Source organism: Candidatus Pelagibacter communis, from assembly GCF_001180185.1.
Classification (GTDB): domain Bacteria; phylum Pseudomonadota; class Alphaproteobacteria; order Pelagibacterales; family Pelagibacteraceae; genus Pelagibacter; species Pelagibacter ubique_F.
Genome location: NZ_CVSS01000039.1, coordinates 1 through 17677 on the forward strand (window position 1 = coordinate 1; position 17677 = coordinate 17677).

General features: G+C 29.4%; 18 protein-coding genes and 1 pseudogene. 9 read left to right on the forward strand and 10 right to left on the reverse strand.

What is annotated here, in order from left to right; all coding sequences use genetic code 11:
• Positions 1-61 precede the first annotated feature (61 nt).
• Positions 62-898: pseudogene (locus tag AMN95_RS02560) on the forward strand (citrate/2-methylcitrate synthase); the annotation flags it as partial.
• Positions 899-901: 3 nt separating this feature from the next.
• Here AMN95_RS02560 and AMN95_RS02565 read toward each other — a convergent pair.
• From AMN95_RS02565 to AMN95_RS02575, 3 genes are read right to left on the reverse strand one after another with little or no spacing between them, the layout of a single operon-like run.
• Complete coding sequence (locus AMN95_RS02565; RefSeq protein WP_075522427.1) at positions 902-1603, reverse strand: hypothetical protein; 702 nt, start codon at positions 1601-1603, stop codon at positions 902-904.
• Between the two features lie 9 nt (positions 1604-1612).
• On the reverse strand, positions 1613-2629 hold the full coding sequence (locus tag AMN95_RS02570; RefSeq protein ID WP_075522456.1) for a ribonucleotide-diphosphate reductase subunit beta: 1017 nt from the start codon (positions 2627-2629) through the stop codon (positions 1613-1615).
• Positions 2620-4557, reverse strand: coding sequence for a ribonucleoside-diphosphate reductase subunit alpha (locus AMN95_RS02575; RefSeq protein ID WP_075522428.1), 1938 nt, complete (start codon positions 4555-4557; stop codon positions 2620-2622). Before AMN95_RS02575 ends, AMN95_RS02570 begins: the two co-directional genes overlap by 10 nt.
• Positions 4558-4715: 158 nt before the next feature.
• On the opposite strand from AMN95_RS02575, the gene AMN95_RS02580 reads away from it, so the two are divergent.
• Positions 4716-6170: a phosphomannomutase/phosphoglucomutase gene (locus AMN95_RS02580; RefSeq protein WP_075522429.1), complete on the forward strand. Its 1455-nt coding sequence runs from the start codon at positions 4716-4718 to the stop codon at positions 6168-6170.
• 23 nt (positions 6171-6193) lie between these two features.
• On the opposite strand, the gene AMN95_RS02585 is transcribed toward AMN95_RS02580, so the two are convergent.
• The gene (locus AMN95_RS02585) at positions 6194-7309 is read right to left on the reverse strand and encodes a coiled-coil domain-containing protein (protein ID WP_075522430.1); all 1116 of its coding nucleotides are present in this window, start codon (positions 7307-7309) and stop codon (positions 6194-6196) included.
• Between the two features lie 237 nt (positions 7310-7546).
• Here AMN95_RS02585 and AMN95_RS02590 point away from each other — a divergent pair, with 237 nt between their 5' ends.
• Entirely contained in the window at positions 7547-7753 is a 207-nt protein-coding gene (locus AMN95_RS02590; protein WP_075522431.1) for a hypothetical protein, read from the forward strand.
• Between the two features lie 133 nt (positions 7754-7886).
• Here AMN95_RS02590 and AMN95_RS02595 read toward each other — a convergent pair whose 3' ends face one another.
• Genes AMN95_RS02595 through AMN95_RS02610 form a run of 4 tightly spaced genes read right to left on the reverse strand, consistent with a single transcriptional unit; the run spans position 7887 to position 11517 of the window.
• Positions 7887-8672, reverse strand: coding sequence for a sulfite exporter TauE/SafE family protein (locus tag AMN95_RS02595; RefSeq protein WP_075522432.1), 786 nt, complete (start codon positions 8670-8672; stop codon positions 7887-7889).
• 40 nt (positions 8673-8712) lie between these two features.
• Positions 8713-9705: a tRNA dihydrouridine(20/20a) synthase DusA gene (gene dusA / locus AMN95_RS02600; protein ID WP_075522433.1), complete on the reverse strand. Its 993-nt coding sequence runs from the start codon at positions 9703-9705 to the stop codon at positions 8713-8715.
• A gap of 22 nt (positions 9706-9727) precedes the next feature.
• Entirely contained in the window at positions 9728-10264 is a 537-nt protein-coding gene (gene rpoZ, locus AMN95_RS05800) for a DNA-directed RNA polymerase subunit omega (protein WP_075522434.1), read from the reverse strand.
• A 44-nt stretch (positions 10265-10308) separates the two neighbouring features.
• Positions 10309-11517, reverse strand: coding sequence for an MFS transporter (locus tag AMN95_RS02610; protein ID WP_075522435.1), 1209 nt, complete (start codon positions 11515-11517; stop codon positions 10309-10311).
• An 8-nt stretch (positions 11518-11525) separates the two neighbouring features.
• Here AMN95_RS02610 and AMN95_RS02615 point away from each other — a divergent pair, with 8 nt between their 5' ends.
• Together AMN95_RS02615 and AMN95_RS02620 are read left to right on the forward strand one after the other, a co-directional pair.
• Positions 11526-12395, forward strand: coding sequence for an NAD(P)-dependent oxidoreductase (locus AMN95_RS02615; protein ID WP_075522436.1), 870 nt, complete (start codon positions 11526-11528; stop codon positions 12393-12395).
• A gap of 3 nt (positions 12396-12398) precedes the next feature.
• Positions 12399-12998, forward strand: a complete 600-nt coding sequence (locus AMN95_RS02620) for a pyridoxamine 5'-phosphate oxidase family protein (RefSeq protein ID WP_075522437.1) — start codon at positions 12399-12401, stop codon at positions 12996-12998.
• Here the strand turns inward: AMN95_RS02620 and AMN95_RS02625 are convergent.
• Positions 12995-13507: a gamma carbonic anhydrase family protein gene (locus tag AMN95_RS02625; RefSeq protein WP_075522438.1), complete on the reverse strand. Its 513-nt coding sequence runs from the start codon at positions 13505-13507 to the stop codon at positions 12995-12997. The genes AMN95_RS02620 and AMN95_RS02625 overlap by 4 nt on opposite strands.
• A gap of 20 nt (positions 13508-13527) precedes the next feature.
• Here AMN95_RS02625 and AMN95_RS02630 point away from each other — a divergent pair, with 20 nt between their 5' ends.
• Together AMN95_RS02630 and AMN95_RS02635 are read left to right on the forward strand one after the other, a co-directional pair.
• On the forward strand, positions 13528-14082 hold the full coding sequence (locus AMN95_RS02630; protein WP_075522439.1) for a thioredoxin family protein: 555 nt from the start codon (positions 13528-13530) through the stop codon (positions 14080-14082).
• A complete protein-coding gene (locus AMN95_RS02635) occupies positions 14082-15164 on the forward strand; it encodes a glycosyltransferase family 4 protein (RefSeq protein ID WP_075522440.1) in 1083 nt (360 codons plus the stop codon). Before AMN95_RS02630 ends, AMN95_RS02635 begins: the two co-directional genes overlap by 1 nt.
• Here the strand turns inward: AMN95_RS02635 and AMN95_RS02640 are convergent.
• Positions 15161-16102: a glycosyltransferase family 9 protein gene (locus tag AMN95_RS02640; RefSeq protein WP_075522441.1), complete on the reverse strand. Its 942-nt coding sequence runs from the start codon at positions 16100-16102 to the stop codon at positions 15161-15163. The genes AMN95_RS02635 and AMN95_RS02640 overlap by 4 nt on opposite strands.
• 32 nt (positions 16103-16134) lie before the next feature.
• Between AMN95_RS02640 and AMN95_RS02645 the strand changes: the two genes are divergently transcribed.
• Together AMN95_RS02645 and AMN95_RS02650 are read left to right on the forward strand one after the other, a co-directional pair.
• Positions 16135-16524 (forward strand): DUF6165 family protein, encoded by a 390-nt coding sequence (locus tag AMN95_RS02645; RefSeq protein ID WP_075522442.1) that lies wholly within the window; start codon positions 16135-16137, stop codon positions 16522-16524.
• Complete coding sequence (locus tag AMN95_RS02650) at positions 16525-17676, forward strand: M24 family metallopeptidase (RefSeq protein WP_075522443.1); 1152 nt, start codon at positions 16525-16527, stop codon at positions 17674-17676.
• Position 17677: the final 1 nt, after the last annotated feature.

The following is a 17677-nucleotide window of genomic DNA, read 5'->3' on the forward strand; positions in this document are numbered from 1 at the left end:
TTTGGTATTGGTGGTGGTTTAATAACTGTTCCCTTTTTATATTTTATTTTTGATTATATGGGCTAGAACTGCAGTAAGTATCATGGGATTGGAAGATAAAGAAACTACAAATTCATCACCAGAAGCAAATATGAGAAAGGCTATAAGAATTCTTGCAAAAACTCCTACTGCATTAGCAGCTTTCTACAGGTCAAGAAAAGGAAAAAAAATTTTAAAACCCAAAAAAAATTTAAATATTGCGGAAAACTTTTTTTATATGTGCTTTGGAAAAGTGCCTCAAAAAGAAATAGTTAAAGCTTTTGATGTATCTTTAATATTATACGCTGAACACAGCTTTAATGTGTCAACTTTTACAGCAAGAACTATCACTAGTAGCTTATCTGATATTCATGGAGCAATTACTGGCGCAATAGCTAGTTTGAAAGGTCCATTGCATGGTGGAGCAAATGAAGAAGTGATGCATATGATGAACAAAATAAAAAAACCTGAAAATGCTTTTAAATGGATCAATGATACCCTTGATAAAAAAGAGGTTGTTATGGGTTTTGGCCATAGAGTATATAAATCTGGAGATTCAAGAGTTCCTACCATGAGAAAATATTTTGCTAAAGTAGCAAAAATTAAAAAAGATAAAAAATTCGAAAAGATTTATGATATTGTTGAAAAGGTAATGATAGAAAGAAAAAACATTTACCCAAATGTAGATTATCCTACAGGGCCAACTTATCATCTAATGGGTTTTGATACAGATTTCTTTACACCTATATTTGTCGTTTCTAGAATAACAGGCTGGTCGGCACATATTATGGAACAGCATGCTGCAAATAAATTGATTAGACCCTTGGCTAGTTATAAAGGTAATAAGCACCGAAAAGTATTACAGCTAAATCAAAGATAAAAACTAAACTAAGAATTGACTACAAACTACTCTTTTTGATTTATGTACAGTATTTGTATCAAATTTAATAATTTCAACATTATTAAAAATTTTCTTAAAATACTCAGCTCTGATAGTATCAAATATTATCTTTGTATTTACATTTGAAACTTTTTTTAAATATTCAGCATATATATTAAAATCATAATGATAATCTAAAGATAAAAGTGAAATGATAACATCAAATTTTTTTTCAGGTAAATTCTTTTTATCATAGTCGTATATCTCAATTTGATCTTCATGCATTTGATTCATCATTAAAAATTTTTTTTGTAAATCTAAGTTATTGTATCCCTCATCATTAATCATACCTCCCCAGCCATACTTTACTTTTTTTGAAACATAGTTTCTTTCTATAAAGTAGTACTTATTTTTCTTAAACTTTTGATTTATAATCAATTCGAGACCACCAATTCCTCCTCCAATGCTTAAGAAATTTTTATCGTTTACATCAAGAAATTTTTCGATTGTTAAAAATTCTTGAGTCATTACCTCAAAATATTTTTTTCCAATTAAATTTGAGTTTAAAAAATATTTGGTTATTAAATTAGCAAATAAATACCTACCAAAAATTTTTCTTAATCTAGTTAGAATGGGGCTGATAAGTTCTATTCTTTGTAAAACAATTAATCTTGCTGCCTTTTTAGGTAAATTAAAAGTTATCACCAACAAACATTAACTAAATGCTTCAGCCCAAGTTCCTTGAGTTGATGCTTTAGAATATTCTGTTGCACGTCCCTCAAAAAAATTCATATGTTCAACAGCATTTAACATAGTATCAAGCCATGTAAGGGGATTTTTATCAACTTTATAGATTGGCTCTAATCCAAGCTGATCTAATCTTCTATTTGCAATAAATCTAATATAATCCTTAACCTCTTGAGCTGTTAGTCCTTCCATCGGCCCCATTTCAAAAGCTAGATCAATAAAAGCATCTTCATGTTCAACAATTATTCTGCAAGCTTCATAAAGTTCTTTTTTTAATTTTGGTGTCCAAATTTCAGGATTCTCTTTTATGAATTCTTTAAAAATTCTTATCATTGAGTTGCAATGAAGTGTTTCATCTCTAACTGACCAAGTAACAATCTGACCCATACCTTTCATCTTATTATGTCTTGGAAAATTTAAAAGAATTGCAAAACTTGCAAACAGTTGTAAACCCTCAGTGAAGGCACTAAATACTGCAACTGTCTTTGCTATATCTTCTTTTGAATTTACGTTAAAGCCTTGCATGTAATCATATTTGTCCTTCATTTCTTTATATTTCATGAATGCAGAATATTCTGACTCTGGCATCCCAATTGTATCTAAAAGATGTGAGTAGGCAGCAACATGAACTGTTTCCATTGCAGCAAAAGCTGTCATCATCATCAAAACTTCAGTAGGCTTAAAGACAGTTGTGTAATGTCTTAAATAGCAGTTGTTAACTTCAACATCCGCTTGAGTAAAAAATCTAAATATTTGTGTTAATAAATTTTTCTCAGGCTGAGATAAGTTTTTTTGCCAATCTCTTACATCGTCACCCAAGGGCACCTCCTCTGGTAACCAATGGATTCTTTGCTGTGTTAACCATGCATCATAGCACCAAGGATATCTAAATGGTTTATAGACTGGATTTTCAGTCAATAATCCCATTTTTTTTGGTTGTATTATTTCTTTTTTTTCTACTTTAATTTTTTCTGCTACTGACATGATAAACATTCCTCGTATTCTTGTTGTTCGTTTGATTTATTTTTAGATTTATAAACATTAGCCGTAATATCTGTTGATTTTGCATCATTAATATTTTCAGCTCTTTGTATTGATTTTGATCTACAGTAATAAAGGCTTTTTAAACCTTTTTTCCAAGCATCAAAATGAATTTTATGTAGCTCTTTTTTATGAACGTCAGCAGGTAAAAATAAATTAACTGATTGAGCTTGGGAAATATAAGGAGTTCTATCTCCACTCAAATCAATAATCCAGTGTTGATTCAATTCAAATGCAGTTTTGAAAACATCTTTTTCTAAATCAGTTAAAAAATCTAAATGAGACACTGAGCCTTGATTAGTTGTTATCGTAGACCAAGTTTCATCGTTATTTTTGCCATGACTTTCTAAAATTTCTTCTAAGTATCTGTTTCTAACATTAAACGATCCAGATAAAGTTTTGTGTGTGTAGCTATTAGCCGCTATTGGTTCAACACCAGGTGAAGCACCACCACAAATTATAGAAATTGATGCTGTAGGAGCTATGGCCGTTTTGTTTGAAAATCTTTCTTTAAAACCATATTCTTCTGCATCAGGACAAGCACCTCTTTCTTCCGCTAAATCTTTTGAGGCTTGATTGACTTTTTCATTAATATTCTTAAATATTTTTTTGTTCCAGGCTTTGGCCATTACCGACTCAAGAGGAATTCTGTTTTTTTGTAAAAAAGAGTGGAAACCCATTACTCCTAAACCAACGCTTCTTTCTCTTTCGGCCGAATATTTAGCATCTTTAAATTGCTCTGGAGCTTTATTTATAAAGTCAGATAAAACATTATCCAGAAATCTCATAACGTCATTAATCATATTGGGATCATCTTTCCACTCGTCATACTTTTCAATATTTAATGAAGATAGACAACAAACTGCTGTTCTGTCTCTGCCATCTTTATCAATTCCTGTAGGTAAAGTTATTTCGCTACACAAGTTAGAAGTTTTCACTGTAAGGTTTGCCAATTTATGATGTTGAGGAATTTGCCTGTTCACTGTATCGATATAGATTATATAAGGTTCGCCTGTTTCAATTCTTGCAGTCAACAATCTAATCCATAAATTTCTAGCAGATAAAGTTTGTTGAACTGTTCCATCAACCGGGCTTTTTAATGCCCATTGTTCATCAGTTTCGACTGCTCGCATAAAGGCATCTGAAACTAAAACACCATGATGTAGATTTAAAGCTTTTCTATTAGGATCTCCACCTGTTGGTCTTCTCATTTCAATAAACTCTTCAATTTCTGGATGATCGATTGGAAGATAACATGCTGCTGAACCTCTTCTAAGTGAGCCTTGGCTGATTGCCATTGTTAAAGAGTCCATAACTTTTATAAATGGAATTATTCCTGAAGTTTTTCCAACTCTACCAATTTTTTCTCCAATTGATCTAAGATTACCCCAGTAACTACCAATACCACCACCCTTTGCAGCTAACCAAACATTTTCACTCCATAAGTCTAAAATTCCTCCTAGACTATCTGAAGCTTCATTTAGAAAGCACGATATTGGTAAACCTCTTTTAGTTCCACCGTTTGATAAAACTGGTGTTGCTGGCATAAACCAAAGGTTGCTAATGTAATTATAAATTCTTTGCGCATGCAAATTATCATCAGCATAAGTGCTTGCTACTCTTGCAAACAAATCTTGAAAAGACTCATTTTGACCTAAATATCTGTCTTTTAAAGTTGCTTTACCAAAATCAGTTAATTTTGCATCTCTGGAACGATCAATCTTGATAATAATACCTTTATCATTTTGAAATAGCTCAGTTTCATTATTTAATGAGAATAAATCTGGTCTGTTGCTTTTTTGGGCTTCTTTGATCTCGGGGCTATATTCAGAGACAGCTTTCTTCAATGCCTGCGATAGTATTTTATTCATTTTTTGTTAATATAACTTGTTAATATAGCGAAAACAACTATATGTTGTGTACGCTTGACGTTAATATACTAAATATTATGTAAATCAACAGAACATTTATAGAACAGTGAAAAAAAAATTCAACTATAAAAATGAAAAAAATGTAAGTAATTAACAGCATGTCTCAATCAATAAAAATAGACCCCTTCGGATTCAGAGAATATGACGCAAGATGGATTTACAAAAAAGACATTAATGAGCCAGGTATAACGAATCTAGGAAAAGGTCTAGGAACTCAAATTAAAGAACATACCAAAAAAGAAAACCCAAGAGTAATAGTTGGACATGATTACAGATCATACAGTGAAAAAATAAAGTCAGCTTTAAAGAGAGGTTTAATATCAACCGGATGTTTCGTTGAAGATGTTGGTTTATCTTTATCACCTATGGTTTATTTCGCACAATTTGATTTAGATGCAGATGCAGTTGCAATGGTAACAGCTAGTCATAATGAAAACGGCTGGACAGGAGTAAAAATGGGAATCAAAAAAGGATTAACACATGCCCCTGAGGAAATGCAAGAATTAAAAGAAATTACCTTAAACCAAAATTTTACCAAGGGTAATGGTAATGAAAAACAAATTAAAGATTTTGATAAAGTCTATAAAAAGGATTTAATTAACAAGAATAAGTTAAAAAAAAAAATAAAAGCTGTTGTGGCTTGTGGTAATGGTACAGCAGGAATTTTTGCTCCTGACATACTTAGAGGTATTGGATGTGAAGTGGTAGAATTAGATTGTAATTTAGATTGGAGTTTTCCAAAATATAATCCAAACCCTGAAGATTTAAAAATGCTTCATGCAATTGTTAAATCAGTAAAAGAAAACAATGCTGATATTGGTTTTGGTTTTGATGGAGATGGTGATCGTGTTGGGGTAATTGATAATGAAGGAAATGAAATTTTTTCTGATAAAATAGGCTTGTTAATTGCTAGAGATCTGTCTAATTCACACAAAAATTCAAAGTTCATTGTAGATGTAAAATCTACTGGTCTTTATTCAACTGACAAAATTTTAAATAAAAATCAATGTGAAACTATATATTGGAAAACAGGTCATTCTCACATCAAAAGAAAAGTTCATAATGAAAAAGCTTTAGCTGGATTTGAAAAAAGTGGACACTTTTTTTTCAATCAACCGTTAGGTTATGGTTATGATGATGGAATTAATTCAGCAATTCAAGTTTGTCGCTTATTAGATAATCAAGATACAAAAATGAGTGAAATAATTAAAAAAATTCCAACTACTTTTCAATCACCAACGATGGCCCCTTTTTGTAAAGATGAAGAAAAATACAATGTGGTAGAAGAAATAGTGAAAGAATTTAAAAACATAAAAAATCAAAAAATAAAAATCGATAACCAAGAAATAAAGGAGATTATAACTGTAAATGGAGTTAGGTTTTCTTTTGAAGATGGTTCTTGGGGATTAATTCGAGCATCTTCTAATAAACCCTCATTGGTTGTAGTAACTGAGAGTCCTACATCAAATGATAGAAAAATAAAGATATTCAGATTTATTGATAAGATTTTACAAAAAACAGGAAAAATTGGAGAATATGATCAACGAATTTAATTTTATTTTATAATTAAAAAATATCAATTTGTCTCATCAGAATTATCTTCTTTTTTTTCGTTACGATTTCTATTATGTGACTGATCACTATAAAATTTTTTTATTAAAGCTTCCTCTTTAATTTTTTGCTCTTGATCAAATTTTTCCTCCCATTCTTTTATTCTTCTATTTTCCTCTCTAATTCTTTCCTCTTCTTCAGTTTTTTGTTTTAAAGCTAATGCTTTTTCTTCCTCAGCTCTTTTTTGTCTTTCTTGTTCTTTTCTTAATTCCTCATCTTTTTCTCTTTGTTCTTTTTCCCTATTTATTCTCTCTTGTTCAGCGGCTTTTAAAATTTCCTCCTTTTGTCTAAGCTCTTCCTGCTTAGCTCTTTGCTCTGCTTGTTCCTTTAAAAGCTGTCTTTCAAGTTCTTGTTGTCTCTCAATTTCTAAAAGTCTTAGTCTATTTTCTGTTTCTTTTAACTTCTCTTCTTCATATTTCAATTTTCTAGCAGCTTCTCTAATTTTTTGTTCTTCATCTAATCGTTTTTGTCTTTCAATTTCTTTAATGCGATTATTTTCTTGTCTTATTCTCTCTTTTTCTTCTCGTAGTTTTTGTTTCTCATTTTCTTTAGCTTTAATTAACTCCTCTTTAATTTTTATTTTTTCTTCCCTAATACGTTGTCTTTCTAACATTTTCATTCTCTGCTCTTCCTCTTTCAAGAGTCGAGCATCTTCTCTTAATTTCCTTGATTCCTCATCCTTAATTTTTTGTTGTTCAATTTTTATTCTTTTTATTTCAATTTTTTTTCTTTTTTCCTCATTTTTCCTAACTTGTTTTTCATTTTCAATTACTAATTTTCGCTGCAATAAAATTTGACGCTTTTCTTCTTTAATCTTATTTATTTTGTCCAGTTCTTCTATTTTTTTTTGTCTCAATAATTCTTTTTTTTCATCCAGTTTTCTTTTTTTTTCTAACTTTATTTTTTCTTTTTCTTTTTTTTTTTTTAACTTAGAGTAATATTTTTTTATTTTATTTTTTGTATTACTTATTGTATCAATTAAATTGATGTCTATTTTTTTTGCATATAAGTTTTTTGGAAAAATTTTTTTGATTTTATCTACTCCAAAGAAATTTTTATTATCCTTTTTTTTTGGGCTCATATTTAAAATTATCAATTTAAATAATTTTTCAAAATATTAAGACTGTTTATATTGAGTTAACTTACCTAGCAGTAGTGAGGATTATTTAAACTTACTCTTAAATTTATAAATAATACAATTTTTACGTGTATTTATATGAGACAATATATTTAATTTTTTAAAAAAAATTTAGAGAGAATCAAGTAAGCATTCAATTTATTTATGTTAAGAAATATATTTAGGATATGTCTGTTATTATTGTTAACAAGTTGTGCTGCACCAGGCACCGCTTTATTATCACCAGTTTTTACTGGGGCAAAAACTAAAAGTATTCACCAGGCTTCGTTATCTTTGGCTTCATCAATAGGTTCTAGCCAATTCATTAGAAATCATGATAAAGATATAAAAAAAATTAGAGACAATATCTACAATACTGGAAAAAATATTTTTGATAATTTCCATTAAAATTAGAATTTTATTCACATCAAATAAACTTAAATTTCAATTATAAAGAGATTTTTTTTTTTTTGAGAATCGTTTAAATTTTTTTCAAGGGTGGTAGAGGGAGACTGAAGCCACCCCGACTTCAGATCTTAAATTAAAGCCTCATATACTCTAAAAAGAAATTAATTGAGACAATAATCAAAAATAAACCAAATAACTTACTTATTTTATTTTTTTCTATCTTATGAACTGTTTTGGCTCCAATTCTTGCCATAAACGTTGTAATTGGAATAAAAATAAAAAAAGCAGGTATATTTAAGAATCCTATACTTAATGGAAGGTTAGACTTTAAATAGTTACCTGAAATCAAAAAACCAATTGAACCAGATAATGCAATTAGAAAACCAATTGCTGCAGCACTCCCAATTGCTTTGTTTATTGAGTATCCAAAAAATTTCAAAATAGGAACATTCATTACGGCCCCACCTATGCCCATTGGAGCTGAGATAAAACCAACTATAAAACCTAGTAATACTTTTGAATATAATTTCATTTCAACTATTAAATTTTTCTCCCTTTCTTTAATTAGAATTAAATAAATTCCTAAAATTAAAATTATTATTGAAAAAAAAAGAACTAATGATTTAGTTTTTAATGATGCTGCAAAAATAGTTCCAATAATAACTCCAAGGACAACAAATATTCCATAATTTTTTACTATATTAAAATCTACTGCTTTAAATTTATTATGAGTTAAAACTGAAACTATGGATGTAGGTATTATTATTGCAAAAGAGGTACCTACAGCAAGATGCATGATATACTGAGGATCTATGCCCATATAATCAAAAATAAAATATAAAAAGGGAACAGTTATTAAACCACCACCAATACCAAACAGTCCTGCAACAAAGCCGACTGGTATAGCTGTTAAAACCATTAATAAAACAATATAACTATACTCGTTTGCTAAAATTAGATTAAGCAGATTGTCCTTCTCTCACTTCCACATTATTATATTTTATCTTATCCATAATATGATCTATTTTTTTTACATCAGCATCTCTGACACACATATTCTCACTTAAATATCTTTTCCAATAACTTGCTCCTGATTGTCCATGAAATAAACCAATAGTATGCCTCATAATTTGATTTAGTCTTGTTCCGTTTTTTATTTCATCTTTTACATAAGGTATAAGTTTTGCTATTACTTCTTGTCGACTTGGAATATTATCATTATCAAATATTTCTCTTTCGATATCAGCTAACAAATAAGGTGTATGGTAAGCTGCTCTACCAATCATTACACCATCAGTTTTTTCTAAATGAGGTTTTATTTCATCAACTGAGGTTATTCCACCGTTTATGATTATTTCCTCATTTGGAAAATCTTTTTTTAATTTATATACATATTCATATTTAAGTGGAGGTATGTTTAAATTTTGCTTAGGTGTAAATTTACCTAACATTGCCTTCCTTGCATGAATAATAAAAGTTTTTACTCCTGTCTTTTTTAACACTGAAATAAAACTACTAAAACTATCATAATCTTCTACATTGTCATATCCAATTCTAGTTTTAATAGTGACTGGTAATTTCGTTACTGATTGCATTTTACTCAAACAATCCGCAACTAAATTGGGTTCTTTCATTAAACATGCTCCAAATCTATTTTTTTCAACTTTTTTACTTGGACAACCCAAATTAAGATTAATTTCGTCGTAACCAAAATCTTCACCAACTTTAGCAGCGTCTGCTAAAAGTTTTGGTGTAGAACCACCTAATTGAAGAGCAACAGGTTTTTCTTTGATATTAAATTCTAATAATTTTTTTTTATCACCTCTTTTAATTGCCTCATCTACAATCATTTCAGTATAAAGAAGAACATTTTTAGAAATTAATCTTAAAAAAAATCTCTCATGGCGATCTGTGCAATCCATCATAGGAGCAATTGAAACTTTCCTAATCATGATTTGACTTTATATTATTTTTTTATGAGTTTGAAGTTTCTGATTCCTCTGAATGTGCATCAACTTCTTTATTCTCAGTTTCAGAGACTTCATCCAATGAAACTTCTCCTTGTTCATTAATTGTTTCGTCCCCTAATGTAGTATCAATAACTGGTTTCGCTGTTTCAGATAGCTCAGCTAAATCCTCTTTAGATACTTGAATTTTTTCTGGAGCTTTTCTAGCTCTTTTTGAGGGTAAAATCGGAGTACCACTTTTTGAAATTTCTCCTTTATACAAACTTTCAAAATCATCACCAATATCTTCATCATCTTCAGCATTATCATCTACCTGTTCAACATGCTTTCTAAGTTTATAAACTGCACTATCAGTTAATTCTGAAACCTTAACTTTTTCTTCAGCAATTTCTCTTAAGGAAATAACTGTATTTTTATCATTATCTCTTTCTATTGTTGGTTCAATTCCTGCATTAAGTTGAGTAGCTCTCTCTTTAGCAACAAGTACTAATTCATAAGGACTTTCAACTTTATCAATACAATCTTCAACAGTAACTCTAGCCATGCGGTGTATCTATACAGTGAGTAAAAAAAAATCAAGGAGATTTTTTAAATATATTGTGGATTTAGCTTATTTCTCAACAAAAACAAAAGGGATAAAGAAACAAGGATATAAATGAATGATATAAATGCAATTTGCTCTATAGAGAAACCTCTATCAATCAAAAGTCCAAATAAAGCAGTTCCAAAAGCTGTTGAAAATACCATTAGTGCTGTTGTTAGCGCTTTAATCGATCCAATATATTTAACTCCATAAATTTCAGCCCATGTAGATGACCCCAACACATTAGCTAGCCCATTTGAAATTCCAATTAATCCAAGAAATATGAAGGATATAATTAGCGAGTCAAAATAAAACAAAACAATTGTGGCCAATAACAAAGGTATATTCATAAAAATTAGTAATTTTCTACTAGTAAACTTATCAATTAAAAAACCAGAACCTAATAAAGTTAAAACAGATAATATTGAATATACCATAAAAGATTGAGCAATGACAAAAGAGCCCCACCCTTTAGACTCTACTATAAAAGATTGATAAACAAATACACCTGTTGCTATCCATGGCATAGCTAACATATTTAAACAGATAACATAAAATCTATAGTCTTTAATAACTTCAATTCTTTTCCATTGTTTGATTTTCTTTTTTTCTAAGTCGTTTGTGTCATCTTTTTCCCTCGTGTCAAAATCTAAATTTTTAATTAAAAATAAGGAGGATAACGGTAAAAAAATTAAAATTAAAATTGAAATTGATATCCAAATATTTTGCCACGCTGTAATTGTCAGCAAATAAACAATTAAAACTGGTAAAATAAATTCAGCAGTTGAAAGACCAAACCAACCAGCACTCAATGCTTTGCCTCTAGATTTCGTAAAATATCTAGTGATAGTTGTCGTTGCGGTATGAGACATAAGTCCCTGACCAGAAAATCTCATCAAAAAAATTGCGATAAATAAATAAAGAACAGATGATATTTTTGAAAAGAAAAAACAAGAAAAAGATAGAAGTAATGTTACATAAAATGCAAATCTAAAGATATTGATATCATCTATTTTTTTTCCTACCCAGATTAAAAGAAAACTACTTAATAAAGTTGCAGATGCATATATTGAGCCAAATTGTCCATGAGTAATAAAAAGTGTTTCTCTGATGCTTGAATTAAATAATCCTAAAAAAAAACTCTGTCCAAAACTAGAAAAAAATGTAAAAATAAATCCAAATACAATTACTTTTAAACTTAAACTATTAAACATAAAAAATTATGAGTTGTAATGTTGCTTTCATTGGTCTTGGTGTAATGGGTTATCCAATGGCTGGTTATATATCAAAAGGTGGCCACAATGTAACTGTTTTTAACAGAACTAAATCTAAAGCAGAGAAATGGATTAAAGAATACAAAGGTAAAATGGCAGAAACTCCTGCTGAAGCTGCTAAAGATGCAGAGTATATCTTTACATGTGTTGGAAACGATAATGATTTAAGGGAAGTAACATTTGGTGACAATGGTGCATTTAAAACAATAAAAAAAGGTGCAATCTATATTGATAACACCACAGCATCAGCAACAATTGCTAGAGAAATCTATGAACATGCAAAGAAAAATGGATTTGGTGCACTAGATGCTCCTGTGTCTGGTGGTCAAGCTGGTGCAGAAAATGGTGCTCTAACAGTAATGATTGGTGGAGATCAAGCAGACTTTGATAAAGCAAAAGATAAAATTGATTGCTACAGTAAAAAAATGAAACTTCTTGGTAAGGCCGGCTGTGGACAATTAGCTAAGATGGTTAATCAAATTTGTATAGCAGGATTAGTTCAAGGGTTGTCTGAAGGAATTAACTTTGGAATGAAAGCTGGATTAAACATGGAAGATGTTATTGAAGTAATTTCAAAAGGTGCTGCTCAGTCTTGGCAAATGGAAAATAGATATAAAACAATGATTGATGATAAATTTGATTTTGGTTTTGCAGTTGACTGGATGAGAAAAGATTTAAAGATTGCAATGGATGAAGCAAAAAATAATGGTTCACTATTACCTGTCACAGAGCTTGTTGACAAATTTTATGAAGAAGTTCAAGGTTTGGGTGGAAATCGTTGGGACACTTCAAGCTTAATTAAAAGATTTAGAAAGTAATGTATGCAGCCAGCATACTATGAAAATTTAGAAAAAATTCAGAATAAGTATTGGTCTATGCTAGATGATGCTGTGACTAACAGAGGTTCACCATTTAGAATTCCAGTTTTCATTTGTGCTCATCAAGATGAGGTAGATGGTAGAATTGTTGTTTTGCGTAAATCAGATAGAGCTAACAATCTATTACAATTTCATACTGATTTAAGATCACCAAAGGTAGATATTCTTAAAAAAAATAAGAATGCCTCTTTAGTTTTCTACGATAAAGAAGAAAAGATACAATTAAGAGTAAAAGTAGAATGTGAAGTTAATAATCAAAATTCTACAACTGAAGAATCTTGGAAAAAAACTCAACATATAAGCAGACGTTGCTATTTAACTGATAGTCCACCAGGAACTGCATCAGAAAATCCAACATCTGGAATGATATCTAAATTAGAAGATTTTGATTACACAATGGAACAAAGTGAAGAAGGTTATAAAAACTTTACTGTTATTAAATGCAAGATAAAATCTATTGAGTGGCTATATCTTGCAGCAAAAGGACATCGAAGAGCAAAGTTTGATTTAGAAACTAATAAGAAAGCTTGGCTAGTTCCTTAAAAAATTGATTTAGAATATTTTTTCCAATTGTCTTGGTAGTGCTTTGTGTTTTCAAATACAGCTTTTTTTTCTTCTTCAGTTACTTCTCTGACAACTTTACCGGGTGAACCTATTACTAAAGAATTATCTGGTATTTCTTTATTTTCAGTGATTAATGCTTTTGCTCCTATAATACAATTTTTTCCAATCTTAGCATTATTTAGAATCACTGCACCAATTCCAATTAGACTATTGTCCCCTATCGTACATCCATGAAGCATAACCATATGACCTACAGTTACATTTTTTCCAATTTTTAATGGATAACCAGGGTCAGTATGCAAAACACTTCCATCTTGAACATTTGATCCTTCACCTATGTGAATATTTTCAATATCTCCTCTTAAGGTTGCATTAAACCAAATACTAGAATTCTTTTCTAAAGTAACATCACCTATTATAGTTGCATTAGGTGCTACCCAATTTTCGTCAGAGTTTTTTGGTTTTTTATCTTTTAAATCATAAAACATAATTTATATATTATTACATTATGCCAATACAAACTCCAATATGTGATTTCGGCCAAAAGGCTCACGACTTTAAGCTTAAATCAACTGATAATAAAATAATTTCTCTAGATGATGTTAAAGGTGAAAATGGAACATTGATCATGTTTATTTGTAATCATTGTCCTTATGTTAAGGCAGTTACAAAAGATATTGTTGAAGATTGTAAAAAATTAAAAGACTTGGGTATTAACTCTATTGCAATTTGTGCAAATGATGCTGAAAATTATCCAGAAGATTCATTTGAAAAAATGATCTTATTTTCAAAAAAACATCAATTTAATTTTCCATATTTAGTTGATGAGACACAGGAAGTAGCTAAAACATATAATGCAGTATGTACTCCTGATTTCTTTGGTTATAATAAAAACTTAGAGCTTCAATATAGAGGAAGACTTAGAGAGCTTAAAAATTTGATACCAGTAAGAGAGGGTGAGAGTGATTTATTCATAGCAATGAAGCAAATTGCTGAAACATCTAAAGGACCACGAAATCAAATACCTAGTGCAGGATGTAGTATCAAATGGAAAAATAATTAATGTATTTAATACTTACAAGAGCATTTCCACCAGAATTAGGGGGTATGCAAAGTTTAATGTGGGGTCTTTCAAAAGAAATATCTAAAAACTTTATGATTAAAGTTTTTGCTGATTATCAAGAAAATCATAAAGAGTTTGATGAAAAGGAAAATTTTTCCATAGAAAGAATTGGTGGAATTAAATTCCTTAGAAAGATTAGAAAAGCTCAATTAGTAAAAGAATTTTTAAAAGAGAATAAAGTTCGTGGTGTAATTGCGGATCATTGGAAAAGTTTAGAATTAATAAATACAGATAAAAAAAAATATTGTTTAATACATGGTAAAGAAATTAATCATCCCAAAGGTAGCTCCTTAAATAAAAGAGTTATCAATATTTTAAATAATGTTGAAAGGGTTATCGCAAATTCTGAATTTACAAAAAATCTCGCGATAGATAATGGTGTTAATAAAGATAAAATAATTGTGATTAATCCTGGTATCAATTTTGCTGAAGAACCAAATAAAAAATCTTTAGAAAAAGTTGAGAGCTTACTCAAAATCAAAACGCCAAGATTAATTACAGTTTCTAGATTTGATAAAAGAAAAAATCATGAAAAGGTAATTATGGCATTAAGAAATTTAAAACAAATATATCCTGATATAGTTTATATATGTGTGGGTTATGGGGATGAAGAAAATAATATTAAAAGATTAGTAAAAGAACTCGATCTTAATTCCCAAGTTATGTTTTTTAAAGATATAAGTGAAGATTTAAAGAATTCATTAATAGCTAAATCAGATATTTTTGTTATGCCATCAATAATAAGTAAATCCTCTGTAGAGGGTTTTGGTATTGCTTATTTGGAAGCTGCTCAATATGGTGTCCCTTCTCTTGGTGGCAAAGATGGTGGTGCTTCTGATGCAATTATCAATAATGAAACTGGAATTATTTGTGATGGAAATGATTTGGATGATATTTATTCATCATTAAATTCTATGATTGAGAATAAAAAATACAGAGAGCTTGGAAAAAATGCCAAAGAATATGTTTCTAAATTTCATTGGAAAAAAATTGTAGAGGAATATAAAAAAATTCTTAATTAATTTAAAGAATTAGTTAATCTTTCAAAAACTTTTTCTGCACTTAGATTATTTAGATCTGTTACTTGAATGGCTTTAAAATTTTCTCTTTCAATACTTACTTTATAAGCTGTAGTATGTTTTCCAAACAAAGTTAAACCTTTTGCTCCAACATGTGCCGCAATATGAGCTGGCCCTGTATCATTTGCAATAATAAAAGAACTTTCTTTAATTAAGGAAGATAGTTGAGGAATACTTAGTGCTTTACCATTATCTAATAAAACTAAAGCATTTATTTTATTTGCATCTTTAATTTCAGATGGTCCGGGAGCAATAACAATTTTATACTCATTGCCAAATTTATCCAAAATAAGTTTTATAAGATCATTGTAATATGGCCATTTCTTAATATTTAGATGAGGAGAACAAAAAGGAAATAACAAAATAAATTTATTTAATTTGAAGTAATTTTTGATCTTACTGATATCAGAACATGCCCAACTAAAATCTGGATTCAAGGTATAATATGTTTTTAATCCTGAACTTTGCAATTGATGATTAAATCTGTCTAAAACAGAGTGTTTATCAAATTCTTTTTTATCCAATATATTAGGAAGAGTTGTAATAGAGCTTGACCAAATTTCTTTGTTTACCTTTGGAAAAAGGATATTCTTGTAAAAATTAGTTCTAGTTGAATTTTGTAGATCAAAAATTTTTGAAAATTTATGTTTTTTTAACTCTCGCATTAAAAAATATAAATAAATTAGATTATATCGAGGTAATCTTTTATCTAAAATTACATCATGAATAAAAGGATTTTTCTTAAATAAATCGAAATAAGGTTTTGTTGTTAGCATATATATTTGATCATTTTTATGATTTTCAGATATATCTTGAATTGCACCGCTTGCTTGAGCTATATCTCCTAATGATCCATGTTTGATTATCAAAATATTAGACATATTTATAACAAGATAACACAGTATTAAAATTTATGAATAAAATTATAGTAGAAGTTTCAGTTGGAGAGCTTTTAGATAAAATTTCTATATTAGAAATTAAGCAGGAAAAAATAAGAGATCCTGAAAAGTTAAATTTTATCAATAATGAGTATTCTATTCTAAAAGTCCAACTAGAAAAAAATATTAAATCTGATGATAAGTTAAATAACCTTTATCAATCACTTAAAGATATTAACACAAAACTTTGGGTTATTGAAGATGACAAAAGACAGTGTGAAAAAGATAAAAATTTTGGAGAAAAATTTATTAAACTTTCAAGAGATGTCCATTTTTTGAATGATGATCGTGCAAAAATTAAATTAGAGATTAACAATCACACAGGATCAGTAATTAAAGAAATTAAAGAGTATACCAATTACTAAATGGGACTTCATTTTTCAAAAGAGGAATTCAAATCAAGAAAATCTAAAGTTTTAAATTCAATGAAGGAGCAAAATGTAGATGCTCTTTTAATGTTTAGACAAGAATCTATGTATTGGTTAACTGGATATGACACCTTTGGATATGTTTTTTTCCAAACATTGATTTTAGACAAAAGTGGTAACACAATATTGCTAACTAGAGCTCCAGATTTAAGACAAGCTCAAAATACTTCTAATATAGAAGATATTAGAATTTGGGTGGATAAAGATGGGTCAAACCCAACTGATGATCTTAAAGTTATTTTAGATGAGCTAAACCTTAAAGGAAAAAAATTAGGAGTTGAATATGAGGCTTATGGCTTAACTGGTCGTAATACTCTTAAATTAAATAAATCTCTCGAAAATTATTGTGCAGTTGAAGATAAATCAGACTTAATAACAAAGTTACGAGTTATAAAATCTCAAGAAGAAATAGTTTATGTAAAAAATGCTGCCGAACTTGCTGATAGGGCTTTAGATAAAGTGTGGAAGCATGCAAAAGCTGGTGTTAGTGAGTCTAAAATATTAGCTGAAATGAATAAAGTTATATTTGAAGGAGGAGGAGATTATCCTGCAAATGAATTTATTATTGGTTCAGGAAAAAATGCTCTTCTATGCCGATATCAATCTGAAAAACAAATTTTAAATACTCAAGACCAATTAACTTTGGAATGGGCAGGGACTTATAGACATTACCATTCAGCAATGTTTAGAACTATTCCTATTGGAAAAGCAAATCCTGAACATTATAAAATGCATGAGGCTTGTGTAGAGGCATTAAAAAATTGTGAGGATAAACTAATACCAGGAAACAAAATTGGGGAAGTTTTCGATGTTCATGCTAAGACTTTTGATGACCTGGGTTATAACAAAGCAAGAATGAATGCATGTGGTTACTCTTTGGGTTCAACTTTCTCTCCTAATTGGATGGATTGGCCAATGCTATATACTGATAATCCTTATGTAATTGAGCCAGGCAATATTTTTTTTATGCATATGATTTTGATGGATTCAGAAAATCAATTGGCAATGAATTTAGGTGAAACTTTTTTAGTTACTGAAGATGGGAACGAGAGACTTGGAAAACAGAAGCTCGATTTAGTCATATTATAAT

Excerpts from the sequence above, each read along its gene's own strand:
- AMN95_RS02570 (WP_075522456.1), bottom strand. The coding sequence starts at position 2,629 with ATGTCAGTAGCAGAAAAAATTAAAGTAGAAAAAAAAGAAATAATACAA.
- AMN95_RS02575 (WP_075522428.1), bottom strand. The coding sequence starts at position 4,557 with ATGAATAAAATACTATCGCAGGCATTGAAGAAAGCTGTCTCTGAATAT.
- AMN95_RS02580 (WP_075522429.1), top strand. The coding sequence starts at position 4,716 with ATGTCTCAATCAATAAAAATAGACCCCTTCGGATTCAGAGAATATGAC.
- AMN95_RS02585 (WP_075522430.1), bottom strand. The coding sequence starts at position 7,309 with ATGAGCCCAAAAAAAAAGGATAATAAAAATTTCTTTGGAGTAGATAAA.
- AMN95_RS02595 (WP_075522432.1), bottom strand. The coding sequence starts at position 8,672 with ATGGTTTTAACAGCTATACCAGTCGGCTTTGTTGCAGGACTGTTTGGT.
- dusA (WP_075522433.1), bottom strand. The coding sequence starts at position 9,705 with ATGATTAGGAAAGTTTCAATTGCTCCTATGATGGATTGCACAGATCGC.
- rpoZ (WP_075522434.1), bottom strand. The coding sequence starts at position 10,264 with ATGGCTAGAGTTACTGTTGAAGATTGTATTGATAAAGTTGAAAGTCCT.
- AMN95_RS02610 (WP_075522435.1), bottom strand. The coding sequence starts at position 11,517 with ATGTTTAATAGTTTAAGTTTAAAAGTAATTGTATTTGGATTTATTTTT.
- AMN95_RS02615 (WP_075522436.1), top strand. The coding sequence starts at position 11,526 with ATGAGTTGTAATGTTGCTTTCATTGGTCTTGGTGTAATGGGTTATCCA.
- AMN95_RS02620 (WP_075522437.1), top strand. The coding sequence starts at position 12,399 with ATGCAGCCAGCATACTATGAAAATTTAGAAAAAATTCAGAATAAGTAT.
- AMN95_RS02625 (WP_075522438.1), bottom strand. The coding sequence starts at position 13,507 with ATGTTTTATGATTTAAAAGATAAAAAACCAAAAAACTCTGACGAAAAT.
- AMN95_RS02630 (WP_075522439.1), top strand. The coding sequence starts at position 13,528 with ATGCCAATACAAACTCCAATATGTGATTTCGGCCAAAAGGCTCACGAC.
- AMN95_RS02635 (WP_075522440.1), top strand. The coding sequence starts at position 14,082 with ATGTATTTAATACTTACAAGAGCATTTCCACCAGAATTAGGGGGTATG.
- AMN95_RS02640 (WP_075522441.1), bottom strand. The coding sequence starts at position 16,102 with ATGTCTAATATTTTGATAATCAAACATGGATCATTAGGAGATATAGCT.
- AMN95_RS02645 (WP_075522442.1), top strand. The coding sequence starts at position 16,135 with ATGAATAAAATTATAGTAGAAGTTTCAGTTGGAGAGCTTTTAGATAAA.
- AMN95_RS02650 (WP_075522443.1), top strand. The coding sequence starts at position 16,525 with ATGGGACTTCATTTTTCAAAAGAGGAATTCAAATCAAGAAAATCTAAA.